The sequence below is a fragment of the Tistrella bauzanensis genome (assembly GCF_014636235.1).
Lineage (GTDB): Bacteria > Pseudomonadota > Alphaproteobacteria > Tistrellales > Tistrellaceae > Tistrella > Tistrella bauzanensis.
This window is the reverse complement of sequence record NZ_BMDZ01000105.1, coordinates 1-11435: the sequence shown is the minus strand read 5'-3', so window position 1 is coordinate 11435 and position 11435 is coordinate 1. Positions and strand designations below refer to the sequence as shown.

11 protein-coding genes are annotated in these 11435 nt (G+C 67.5%); 5 read left to right on the top strand and 6 right to left on the bottom strand.

Going from position 1 to position 11435, the window contains the following annotated elements; translation table 11 throughout:
- Nucleotides 1-790: 790 nt before the first annotated feature.
- The 5 genes from IEW15_RS23830 to IEW15_RS23810 all read left to right on the top strand — a co-directional run bounded on the left by IEW15_RS23830 (nt 791) and on the right by IEW15_RS23810 (nt 5595).
- Nucleotides 791-1909, top strand: a complete 1119-nt coding sequence (locus tag IEW15_RS23830; RefSeq protein ID WP_229708642.1) for a tetratricopeptide repeat protein — start codon at nt 791-793, stop codon at nt 1907-1909.
- 92 nt (nt 1910-2001) lie between these two features.
- Nucleotides 2002-2724 carry a UTRA domain-containing protein gene (locus IEW15_RS23825; protein ID WP_229708640.1) on the top strand — a complete coding sequence of 241 codons (723 nt, stop codon included), beginning with the start codon at nt 2002-2004 and terminating at the stop codon, nt 2722-2724.
- A gap of 214 nt (nt 2725-2938) precedes the next feature.
- Entirely contained in the window at nt 2939-3895 is a 957-nt protein-coding gene (locus IEW15_RS23820) for an ABC transporter substrate-binding protein (protein WP_188582757.1), read from the top strand.
- A gap of 87 nt (nt 3896-3982) precedes the next feature.
- Nucleotides 3983-4759, top strand: coding sequence for an ABC transporter permease (locus IEW15_RS23815; protein WP_188582755.1), 777 nt, complete (start codon nt 3983-3985; stop codon nt 4757-4759).
- A gap of 11 nt (nt 4760-4770) precedes the next feature.
- Nucleotides 4771-5595, top strand: coding sequence for an ABC transporter ATP-binding protein (locus IEW15_RS23810; RefSeq protein ID WP_188582753.1), 825 nt, complete (start codon nt 4771-4773; stop codon nt 5593-5595).
- On the opposite strand, the gene IEW15_RS23805 is transcribed toward IEW15_RS23810, so the two are convergent.
- From IEW15_RS23805 to IEW15_RS23780, 6 genes are all read right to left on the bottom strand, one after another.
- Nucleotides 5589-5966, bottom strand: a complete 378-nt coding sequence (locus IEW15_RS23805; RefSeq protein ID WP_188582751.1) for a nuclear transport factor 2-like protein — start codon at nt 5964-5966, stop codon at nt 5589-5591. The two genes, IEW15_RS23810 and IEW15_RS23805, sit on opposite strands and share 7 nt — an antisense overlap.
- Before the next feature lie 96 nt (nt 5967-6062).
- Nucleotides 6063-6404 carry a DUF3325 domain-containing protein gene (locus IEW15_RS23800; protein WP_188582748.1) on the bottom strand — a complete coding sequence of 114 codons (342 nt, stop codon included), beginning with the start codon at nt 6402-6404 and terminating at the stop codon, nt 6063-6065.
- On the bottom strand, nt 6401-7936 hold the full coding sequence (locus IEW15_RS26165; RefSeq protein ID WP_268237200.1) for a PepSY-associated TM helix domain-containing protein: 1536 nt from the start codon (nt 7934-7936) through the stop codon (nt 6401-6403). Before IEW15_RS26165 ends, IEW15_RS23800 begins: the two co-directional genes overlap by 4 nt.
- A 20-nt stretch (nt 7937-7956) precedes the next feature.
- Nucleotides 7957-8250, bottom strand: coding sequence for a hypothetical protein (locus IEW15_RS23790; RefSeq protein ID WP_188582744.1), 294 nt, complete (start codon nt 8248-8250; stop codon nt 7957-7959).
- Complete coding sequence (locus IEW15_RS23785; RefSeq protein ID WP_188582742.1) at nt 8250-10562, bottom strand: TonB-dependent receptor; 2313 nt, start codon at nt 10560-10562, stop codon at nt 8250-8252. The genes IEW15_RS23790 and IEW15_RS23785 overlap by 1 nt, the downstream gene beginning before the upstream one ends.
- A gap of 264 nt (nt 10563-10826) precedes the next feature.
- A complete protein-coding gene (locus tag IEW15_RS23780; RefSeq protein WP_188582740.1) occupies nt 10827-11363 on the bottom strand; it encodes a FecR family protein in 537 nt (178 codons plus the stop codon).
- Between the last annotated feature and the right edge of the window lie 72 nt (nt 11364-11435).

The window sequence follows — 11435 nt, the reverse complement described above, 5'->3', positions numbered from 1 at the left end:
CAGACGGGGAAAGGGGCCAGATAGATGGATTTTTCCGCAGCCTGCTAAACCAGCCCGCCGCGCTCATTGCGCGACAGCCTCTTGAAACCGTGCTTAAGAAACAGGTGCCGGCTGAGAGTATTGCCCGTGAACTCTTTGCGCTCGCCGCCAACTGGCGGGACGCGCGCGATCAGATCCACGCCCTTGAATTCTCGCGCAACCTGTCTCCAGAACTGGTGGATCTGAAGGAGCAGGCCGAGGCTGCCTTCGCGCGGGCCGAGATCGAGGGCGGTGCCCAGATCGACGAGGCGCTTCGTCTGGTGGCGTTGATCGAGGCGCGCGAGCGCGAGGCGATCGATCGCCTGGACAGCGAACGCGATGACCTGACCCGACGCCTGTCCGACATCGACGACGAGCGCCAGGCCCGCGTCACCGGCCTGATCGCGACATTGCGCACCAAGCTGGCCATTTACAAAACCCGCCTTGACGCAGACCGCGCCGCCGACACGATCCTGCGCATCATCGATCTGGAAACGGGCGATGCGGATGCGCGCTATGCTGCCCTAGTTGTTGAACAGAACGCCCACTACGAGGAAGGTCGGGACCGGGGCACCAGCCTGCCGTTGGAGATTGCCATCCGGCTTGGTCGGATGGGGTTGGAGCGTGCGCGCGATGCTGATGAGCGGGGCGCATTTGCGAACAGCCTCGGCAATGCGCTTTGGGCGCTTGGCGCCNCGATGCTGATGAGCGGGGCGCATTTGCGAACAGCCTCGGCAATGCGCTTTGGGCGCTTGGCGCCCGGGAGAGCCGCGTGGCGCGGCTGGAGGAGGCCGTTGATGCCTATCGTGCCGCCCTTACGGAATGGACCCGCGAGCGCGTGCCCCTGAACTGGGCGGGGACCCAGAACAATCTTGCCAATGCGCTTTGGGCGCTTGGCGCCCGCGCGAGCGGCACGGCGCGTCTGGAGGAGGCCGTTGATGCCTATCGTGCCGCCCTTACGGAATGGACCCGCGAGCGCGTGCCTCTGGACTGGGCGGCGACCCAGAACAATCTTGGCAATGCGCTTTGGGCGCTTGGCGCCCGCGCGAGCGGCACGGCGCGGCTGGAGGAGGCCGTTGATGCCTATCGTGCCGCCCTTTTGGAACGGACCCGCGCGCGCGTGCCTCTGGACTGGGCGGGAACCCAGAACAATCTTGGCAATGCGCTTCAGACGCTTGGTGCCCGCGCGAGCGGCACGGCGCGGCTGGAGGAGGCCGTCGATGCCCATCGTGCCGCCCTTTCGGAATTGACCCGCGAGCGTGTGCCCCTCGACTGGGCGGCGACCCAGAACAATCTTGGCGCTGCGCTTTGGGCGCTTGGCGAGCGCGCGAGCGGCACGGCGTGGCTGGAGGAGGCCGTTGATGCCTATCGTGCCGCCCTTTTGGAATTAACCCGCGAGCGCGTGCCTCTGGACTGGGCGACGACTCAGAACAATCTTGGCGCTGCGCTTCGGACGCTTGGCGCCCGCGAGAGCGGCACGACGCGGCTGGAGGAGGCCGTTGATGCCTATCGTGCCGCTCTTACGGAATGGACCCGCGAGTGTGTGCCCCTGAACTGGGCGCTGACCCAGAACAATTTCGGCGCTGCGCTTCAGGCGCTTGGCGAGCGCGCGAGCGGCACGGCGCGGCTGGAGGAGGCCGTTGATGCCTATCGTGCCTCCCTTACGGAATGGACCCGCGAGCGTGTGCCCCTGGACTGGGCGATGTCCCAGAACAATCTCGCAATCGCGCTTCTCACGTTGGCCGAACGCATGAGCGATCGTGGCCTTCTTTCGGAGGCTCTGGCAGCCGTCGATGGCGCCCTGGAGGTCTATACCGAAGCTGGCGCCGAGTTCTACATCGAGAAAGTCACCTCGCTCCGCGAGCGTATCCTCACCGCCCTTTCCCGCTGACGACCCACCCCGCCCCTTGGCCGCCCCCCTGAATATGTCTATGCTTATTCGTGTGGCCGACGGGGTGCGGCCGGGGGAATGGCGAGGGCAGGGTGACTGGGCAGGCGGCGGTGTCGTTCCATCAGCGGATCTATGGGGATATCGAGCGCCGGGTTCTGAACGGGGAGTTGCGGCCGGGCGACCGGATTCCGTCGGAACATGAACTGATGGCGGTGTATGGCTGTTCGCGGATGACGGTGAGCAAGGCGCTGACCGCGCTGGCGGCGGCGGGGATGATCGAGCGGCGGCGGCGGGCGGGGTCGTTTGTGGCGCGGCCGCGGATCGAGCGCACGGTGATGGAGATCCAGGATTTCGCCGTGGAAGCCGCGCGCGCCGGGCAGTCCTATGCCTATCGGCTGCTGGCGCGGCGCATCGAGCGGCTGGCCGAGGCCGAGGGCAGCGCGTTTCCCGTGCCCGCCGGCACCGAGGTGTTGCGGCTGGACGGGCTGCACCAGATCGATGGCGTGGTGATGGCGCTTGAACGGCGCAGCGTGATGCTGGATGCCGTGCCCCATGCCCGCGAGACCGATTTCACCACCACCGCCCCCGGCCGCTGGCTGTTGCAGCAGGTGCCGTGGTCGGATGCCGTGCACGTGATCAGCGCCGATCTCGCCGATGCCGCGACCGCCCGGCTTCTGGGCGTCGACAAGGGGTCGGCGCTGCTGGTTCTGGATCGCGAGACCCGCCAGACCGCGCTGACCATCACCCAGGTCCGGCTGATCCATCCGGCGGCGCTGTATCGGTTCGTGGGCCATTTCAACCCCGGCAATGGCTGACCGCGCGCGACCGCCAATGGCTGCGATATGTATAGGCAATTGACGAGGCTGTGCGGCTGTGCTGCTATGAATTTACGCAGAAAAACCGGCCGGCCCATGACATGGGCGGCACAGGGCGATGGACAGGGATGACATGATTGCGCAGGTGACCGGGCCGTTCTGGCGGTGATCCGGTCGGGGACCGCGCAATGCGAGATCACGGGGGACCAAGTTCATGCAGTTTCGTCGGACATTCGGGCTGGCCATGGCCGCGGGGGCGTTGGCGCTTGCCACGACCCCGGCATCGGCCGAGACCATCAAGGTGACCTTGGGCCTGTCGGGCTGGACCGGCTTCGCGCCGCTGACGCTGGCCAAGGAAGCCGGCATATTCGAGAAGCACGGCCTGGACGTGTCGCTGAAGAAGATTCCGCAGGCCAGCCGGCATCTGGCGCTGGCTTCGGGCGATATCCAATGCGCCGCGACCACGGTTGAAACCTGGATCGTGTGGAACGCCAATGGCGTCGCCGCCAAGCAGATCTTCCAGATGGACAAGTCGTTCGGCGCCGACGGCATCGCGGTGCGCGGCGACGTGAACAGCTTCGCCGACCTGAAGGGCAAGACGGTTGCGGCCTCGGCGCCCGGCACGTCGCCTTATTTTCTGCTCGCCTGGATGCTGCACAAGAACGACATGAAGATGTCGGATGTGCGGGTGGTGAACATGGAGCCGGGGCCGGCGGCGCAGGCTTTCGTCGCCGACCAGAACGACGCCGCCATGACCTATGAGCCCTATCTTTCCACCGTGCGCAACGCCCCCGACAAGGGCAAGATTCTGGCGACGACGCTGGATTACGCGGCGGTGATGGACACGGTGGGCTGCACGCCGGCCTTCCTGTCGGAAAACCCCACAGCCGGCAAGGCGCTCGCCGACAGCTATTTCGAAGCGCTGGAGATGATCGCGGCCGACAAGGACAAGGCCTTTGAGATCATGGGCGCCGATGTGAAGCAGTCGGGCGAGGCCTTCGGCAATTCGGCACAGCATCTGCGCTGGCAGGACAAAGCCGCGAACCAGGCGTTCTTTGAAGGCGAGTTCAAGACCTTCTCGGCGGAAGCCGCCGATCTGCTGCTTGAGATCGGTGTGATCAAGCAGAAGCCTGATCTGGCCGCGATCGTCGACACCAGCTACATCCAGTGACCTGAACCGCTCGATCACGCCCCGCCCGCCGCCAGGATGCGATGGGCGGGGCGTGACATCGCGGCTTCGAACGACAGGCCCTGCCTCATGATCCGACCCTTCGAGCCCGTCAGCCCGCGGACGCGCGTTCTGCTCGGCATCGGCTTTTTCGTGCTGTTCATCGCGTTCTGGTCGGCGGCGACCTTCGGCGGCTTCGTGTCGCGCACCTTTCTGGCCGACCCGCTGACCATGCTGGCCGATGGCTGGGATCTGCTGTTCCGCCAGGGGTTCCTTGGCGATATCGGCATGACCGTGTGGCGGGTGGTCGGCGGCTTCCTGATGGCCACGGTCATCGCCGTGCCGCTGGGCATCGCCATGGGCGCATACAAGCCGGTCGAGGCGCTGCTTGAGCCGTTCGTGTCGTTTGCGCGCTATCTGCCGGCCTCGGCCTTCGTGCCGCTGCTGATCCTGTGGGCCGGCATCGGCGAGATGCAGAAGCTGCTGGTGATCTTCATCGGCTCGGTGTTCCAGATCACCCTGATGGTGGCGGTGCAGGTGGGTGCCACCCGCCGCGATCTGGTCGAGGCGGCCTATACCCTGGGCGCGCGCGACCGGGGCATCGTCAGCCGGGTGCTGCTGCCGGCCAATGCCCCCGACATCGCCGAGACCCTGCGCCTGGTGCTGGGCTGGGCCTGGACCTATGTCATCGTCGCCGAGCTGATCGGCGCCTCATCGGGCATCGGCTATATGATCATCAATTCGCAGGCGCTGATGGCCACCGGCCAGATCATTTTCGGGATCATCGTCATCGGCGTGATCGGCCTGATCTCCGACCTGCTGTTCAAGATGCTGAACCGCCGCCTGTTCGCATGGCGGCTGGCATGAGCGCCCCGGCGATGACGGCCGGCACCGGCGCCCCGGCCACCGCGGATGACGCCGGCGTGCTGATCATCGAGGGCGTCAGCCGCACCTTTCCGGGCGTGCGCGGCGGTGCACCGACGCTGGCCTTGCAGGCGACCGACCTGGTGGTGCCGCGCAATGACTTCGTCTCGATCCTGGGGCCGTCGGGCTGCGGCAAGTCGACCCTGCTCAGGATCGTGGCCGGGCTGGACCGGCCGACCACCGGCCGGGTGACGCTGGACGGCGCGGTGATCACCGGCCCCGGCGCCGATCGCGGCATGGTGTTCCAGTCCTATACCCTGTTCCCCTGGCTGACGGTGGCGCAGAATATCGGCTTCGGCCTGCGCGAAAAGGGGCTGTCGGAGGCGGAGCGCCGCGACATAGTCGCGGCCTTCATCGACGAGGTCGGCCTGCGTGGGTTCGAGAACCACTGGCCCAAGCAGTTGTCGGGCGGCATGCAGCAACGGACCGCCATCGCCCGGGCGCTGGCCAACGACCCGAAGATCCTGCTGCTGGATGAACCCTTCGGCGCGTTGGACAACCAGACCCGGGGCCTGATGCAGGAATTGCTGCTGGGCATTTGGGAGCGCGAGCAGAAGACGGTGATCTTCGTCACCCACGATATCGAGGAGGCGATCTTCGTGGGCGCGCGGGTGATCACCATGTCGGCGCGGCCCGGCCGGATCAAATCGATCACCCCGGTGCCGCTGGGTCATCCGCGCCATTACACGGTGAAATCGAGCCCGGAATTCAGCGCGCTGCGCGCCCGGCTGACCGAGGATATCCGGGCCGAGGCGATCCGCGCCGCCGTCGATCACTGACGCTGGCTGAGGGTGATGACCAGCCGGGCGATCAGGGCGCCGGTGATGGTGAACCGCAGGGTCATGATCAGCGGATCGGGCAGACCGGTGCGGTCGATATCGCCATCGACCAGCATGTCGACGAGCTGGTCGCTGCCGTCGTCATGCTCGCGGCCCATGATCGGGTGCATGCTGAGCCGGGGCGCGAAGATTTCATGCGCGGCCCAGGCGCCGATCGATGGCAGGCCGCGTATCGTGCGGCTGCCATCGGTGACGATGGCATCGGTGGCGAAGCAGGCACGCAGCGCCTCGCTGTTGCCGGTGTTGACGGCGGTGATCCAGTGGCGGATGACGGGTGCAGGCGATATGAGCCTCGGTGGATGTGCCGACATCTGACAGTGCCTCGTGACCTTGTGATGATGACACCGGATCGTATCATCATACTCCTGTCAGCACCTGTCAGGAGTGTTCCGCCGTCACATGACCGGTCAGAGAAACAGCAGGGGCAGCCAGATCGTGGCGATCAGTGCCAGCGTGATGCGCGGCAGCCGGCGGGGGGCATGGCTCAGCGCCAGAACCAGCGCGCCGCCGGCCAGCGACAGCACGCCCCACAGCGCCGCCAGCCCGATCGACCAGCCCCAGCCCAGAACCGCGCCGGCGGCGGCGGCCATGAGCAGGGACCAGCCGGCGAGGGTGAAGACCCGCCGCCGGACAGGGCGCGGACGGCCGCCCAGGATCTGGTCGTGATGCCGATCCATGGCCAGTGCCAGGGCCAGAAACCCGGTCCAGGCGGCAATGCAGGCCGGCCAAGTGAACATGGCCGCGGTCATGGGCGATCTCCCGCAATGGCGGCGGCTGTCCGCCGGCGGGCCGCCGGCTTTGCCACCGGCGCCGGGCGCGCCAGCCTGCGGGCGGCATGGAGCAGGCCCGCAGCCGTGGCGATCGCCACCAGATCGAAACCGATCACCCGGGCATCCCCCGCCAGAATGCCGGTCAGACTGGCCAGCGGCAGCATCACCAGCAAGCCGGCCGTGACGCCCAGTTGCTCGGTCCAGGCGGCACGGACCGGCCGCAGCAGGGCATGCAGGGCCGCAGCCGCCCATAGCGCGAAGAAGGCGCGGATCTCCCAGTCGGCGCGGCCGGCCAGATCGGCCGGTATCAGCCGGTTGGCCCAGAAATAGCCGGCGGTGGCAAGGCACAGCCCGGCAATGCCGGCGACGTTCAGGCGCTCGACGATGCGGAAGCCGATCGAGGGGCCACCATTGCGGGCATGCTGTGCGGCGCGCTTCACCACCCACAGCACCAGCCCGGTCGCCACCATCACCGTGCCGGCGACACCAGAGATGAAGAACAGCCAGCGCAGCGCCGGCTCGGAGAACCGGGCCCGGTGCAGCACGCCGATGACGGTGTTGATCTCGCCGACCGTGCTCAACCCATCGGCGCCGCGCACATCCTCGACCAACCGCCCGGTGGCGGCGTCATAGATCAGCCGGTCGCCGGCGCGGCCGGCACTGGCGAGCGCGGCAGGGTGCAGGGGCCGCAACTCGATCGTCGCGGCCGCGCGGCCGGGCGCGGTGACGGTCACGCTGCCGGCGGGCGCCCCCCAGCGACGCTCGGCATCAGCCAGCAATGGCGCCAGGGCGACCGGCGCCGGTGCCGCCGGGTCGGTTGCGACAACCGCCGGCGGTTCGGTGGAGCGGGGCGCGCCACCACCGCCGCGCTGACCATCGAAGGCGAAGGGCATCAGGGTGCCGGCCAGCAGCACCAGGCCGCTATAGGTGATCATCACATGGAAGGGCAGGGCCAGAACCGCCGTCGCGTTATGGGCATCCAGCCAGGCGCGTTGGCCGGCCTTGTCGGGCCTGAAGGTGAAGATGTCCTTGAAGATCCGGCGATGGGTGATGATGCCGCTGATGATCGCCACAAACATGGCCATGGTGGCGATGCCGACGATCCAGCGCGCGGTGTCGCGCGGCATGCCATACAGCTCGAAATGAAAGCGGTAGAGGAAATCGCCGCCCGCGGTGTCACGCGCCGCCAGCGGTTCGCCCGTGGCGGGGTCGAGCTGAATGCGGCGGATGCCGGCCCGTCCCGCCGGCGCAGCCTCGGGCCGCCATGCAAGGCCAAGCGACGGGTCGCGTTCGCCCGGCAGAGACAGCATCCACACCCCGGCACCGGGGGCGTTGGCCGCCAGCCATGCGACGCCACGATCGGCCGATCCGGCCTCGGCTGCCAGCCCGTGCAGTTCGGGCTGCATCCAGTGGGTGACCTCATCGCGGAAGAAGGCGATGGTGCCGGTCAGGAAAATGGCGAACAGCAGCCAGCCGAGCAGCAGCCCGGCCCATTCGTGCAGCCATGCCATGGATTGTCGCAATCCGGCCCTCATGGCAACCTCCATACCAGGATCAACGGGATGGCCAGCACCGCGAGCCAGCCCCAGGCGCGCAGGGTGGTGCGGGCGGCGAACGCCCAGATGACAACGCCGCCATGGACCAGGAAGCCCGCCATGACCCCGGCCTGCGTGGCGTCACGGGCAGGCATCGGCAGATGGCGGGCCAGAAGGATGGTGACCAGCGCGCCCAGCCCATAGCCCACAGCCACCGCGGCGATGATCCGCAGGATCACCGCCACGGTATGGGGCAGGCGTTCGCCCGCCCCACTGGCCTGCGTTGCCATCAGAAACGCGCCCTGAGGCCGAGCCAGAAGCGGCGGCCATCCTCGACATACCAGTACTTGCCGTCCTCGGGCTCGTTCACGGCATCGGTGACGTTATAGACGGCGGCATTCACCGACAGCGCCGGGTGGATCTTCCAGGCGCCGCCCAGATCGAAGGTGGTGATCGACCCGATGCCGTCGCTGGCGGTGTTGCCCTGACCGAAGCTGATCCGGCTTTCGCGGCTGCGATAGGCGCCGGTGACGAAGGCCGAGACATCATCCGTCACCAGCCAGTCGAGGGTGAGGCTGAGCGTGTGGTCGGGCACGCCGACCAGCTTTTCGCCGTCCAGGCTCTCAAGGCTGTAGCTGTGGAACCGGGCGCCCTTGGTGTTCATCTCCGAGTCGATGAAGGTGTAGTTGCCGCGCAGCGCCAGATCACTGGCGATCTGCCAGCGTCCGGCCAGTTCCAGGCCGCGCATGGTGGCTTCACCGATGTTGAAATAGCCGCTATAGGGCGTGCCGGAACCATCGGGGCTGTAGATGATGTCGCCGCTCTCGTCGCGCAGGATCGCCGAGCCGGTATTGGCGATCTTGTTCTTGTAGTCGGTGTTGAACAGGGTCGCGTTGACCGAGAAGGCCGTGCCTTCGTAATAGAGGCCGATCTCGGTGTTCACGCTCTCTTCAGGTTGCAGATCCGGGTTGCCCCAGGTGACCGCGCCACCGCGCTGCGGGTTACCGATATCGGGGTTGATCTGCACCAGCGTCGGTGATTTGAAACCCTTGGCGATGCCGCCCTTCAGGGTCCAGTCCGGCGCCATCCGCCAGACCGCATAGGCGCGGGGTGTCCAGTGGTCGCCGAAGAACTCGTTGTCGTCGACCCGCAGACCGCCGGTCAGGCTGAAATCATCGGTCACCCGCCACTCGTTCTCGGCAAAGACCGACCGCTCCCAGACCGATGTGGTGGTGCGGTCGCCGTCGGCGCGGCCGCGATAGCCGCCGGAGGCGAGTTCCGCCTCCTTCCATTGCAGGCCGATCGTCGGGATGTGATTGTCGAATTCGGTGATCACCAGCTTGGCATCGGCGACCAGATTGGTGGTCTTGGGCTTCCAGGTCTCAGTCGGGCCGTCGCGGCGCGCCACCTCGCGATAGACCGCGACATCGCTGCGCCCGAACGACCAGTTGCCGCCATGCGACAGAGACATGTGGTCGCGGGTATAGTCGGTTTCGCGCTCCTGGCCGCTGCGTTCCAGCCGGTTGCGGAACTGCTGGGTGGTGCGGCCGGCCTCGATCTGGATCTCGTTGATCTCGTCGGGCGTCAGCGTCAGCCGGGCGGTGCCGTTGCGGCGCAGCGACCGGCCGTGGCCGTTCAGAACCTCGTCCTCCTGGCGGCGCTTCTCATAGCCCCAGACCTGAAGGCCCGCCTTGTCCCGCACCAGCGGCCCCGACAGATAGATGTCGCCCTGCCATTCATCGCCATATCTGCCATGGCCCTGGGCGGTATAATCGGCGCCGACGGCGCCCGACCAGTCCCGACCAACCTTGCGGGTGATGACGTTGATCACGCCGCCCATCGCCTCGGACCCATAGAGGGTCGACATCGGGCCGCGCACGACCTCGATCCGCTCGATCGCCTCCAGCGGCGGAATCCAGTTCTGCGCCAGGCCCTCGGCATTCGCGCCCTTGGGATTGGCGGCGCTGGTCTCCTGACGCTTGCCATCGACCAGGATCAGCACATGGCCGGACTCCATGCCCCGGATCGAGATCGAGCCCTTGTCGCCGCCGACGACATTCACGCCCTCGACATGGCGCCCGGCATCGGCGAGCGAGCGGAAGGGGCGCTTTTCCAGCTCCTCACGCGGGATCACCGTGACGCTCGCCGGCGCGTCGGTCAGCTTCTGCGCATAGCCGGCGGCGGTGGTGGTCACCACCATGTCGGGCAGCGCCACCGCGCTGCCTGCCGGCATGATCCGATCGATGGTGACGGTTCGCGCATCGACGAAGCGATAGGCATAGCCGGTGTCGGTCAGCAGCCGGCGCAGCGCCTCGTGAACGCCAAGGGTACCGGTGAGACCGTCGGAGGGGATGGTCGCCGCCTCGGGCGCTGAGAACAGCAGCACCAGCCCGGCCTGATCGGCGAAACTGGTCAGGGCCTGGTCGAGCATCTGCGGCGGGATCGAGAACGTCACCGGCCCGGCCGCGTCTCCGGCTGCCGGTGCCTGCGCCGAGGCCGGCGCCGGCATCGTCACCGCCATCATCGCGCCGATGAGCGCCGCGCAGATCATGGGCACGCGCCCGCTGTCGAGGCAGGGGCGCCCCATCTTCCGATCCGTCATGGTGTTCTCCGTCCAGGTCTGCCGATGCGTCGTCGCTGTAGATCATCCCAGCCGCTTCACGCAACTGCGGATCATTCGCAACGTTGATATGATCAGGACGACCCGACGCACCGAAACCGACAGTGCGGTGACGGATTTTTTTCACGGACAGGCGGATTAAGGCCGAAACGTTCCGGCATTCAGGCCATGCACCGGCTGACGGCAGGCCCGGGTCGCGTGGCCCAGGGTCGGGTCAGGCCCGGATCGCGTCAGGCCCGGATCGCGTCAGGCGTCGAGGATGACCAGCGGGCCGATCCGCCGGGCGCGCACCGGCAGGATGCGGGTGATGGCGGCAAGTGTTCCTGCCGGATCATCGAGATTGAAGACCCCGGTCACCGGCAGGTTGCGGGCCGTATTGCCGCGAACGATCAGGCGCAGCCGGCTGTCGCGTTCCAGCCGCGCCGCAACCTGGGCCAGCGGCTGGCCGGCGACGATCAGCCGGCCCCGATGCCATGCGGTGAGGGCGGCGGCATCGACCCGCTCCACGATCATCGGCGCGCCCGCCACCGATCGGCCCATGGTCACGGCCTGCCCGGCCTCCAGTGCCACGACCGCCCCGTCGGCTGCGCGCGCCTCCACCTGCCCCGCGACCACCACCACCCGCGCGGTCTGGTCGTCGCGGGTGATCGAGAAGGTCGTGCCCAGGGCACGGGCCTGGCCGGCGCCGGCCGAGACCACGAAGGGGCGTGCGGCATCATCGGCAACCGTGAACAGCGCCTCGCCGGCCAGCAGGTCGACATGGCGGGTGGTGCCCCAGGGCAACGAGTTCAGGTTAACGCGGTGATCGGAATCTCTGGCGCACGATAGTTTGGCGTGATTCAACAGGCTTCCACA

Bases quoted from the DNA above. Each gene is read 5' to 3' on its own strand.
- IEW15_RS23820 (WP_188582757.1), top strand. From the start codon at position 2,939: ATGCAGTTTCGTCGGACATTCGGGCTGGCCATGGCCGCGGGGGCGTTG.
- IEW15_RS23815 (WP_188582755.1), top strand. From the start codon at position 3,983: ATGATCCGACCCTTCGAGCCCGTCAGCCCGCGGACGCGCGTTCTGCTC.
- IEW15_RS23810 (WP_188582753.1), top strand. From the start codon at position 4,771: ATGACGGCCGGCACCGGCGCCCCGGCCACCGCGGATGACGCCGGCGTG.
- IEW15_RS23805 (WP_188582751.1), bottom strand. From the start codon at position 5,966: ATGTCGGCACATCCACCGAGGCTCATATCGCCTGCACCCGTCATCCGC.
- IEW15_RS23800 (WP_188582748.1), bottom strand. From the start codon at position 6,404: ATGACCGCGGCCATGTTCACTTGGCCGGCCTGCATTGCCGCCTGGACC.
- IEW15_RS26165 (WP_268237200.1), bottom strand. From the start codon at position 7,936: ATGGCATGGCTGCACGAATGGGCCGGGCTGCTGCTCGGCTGGCTGCTG.
- IEW15_RS23790 (WP_188582744.1), bottom strand. From the start codon at position 8,250: ATGGCAACGCAGGCCAGTGGGGCGGGCGAACGCCTGCCCCATACCGTG.
- IEW15_RS23785 (WP_188582742.1), bottom strand. From the start codon at position 10,562: ATGACGGATCGGAAGATGGGGCGCCCCTGCCTCGACAGCGGGCGCGTG.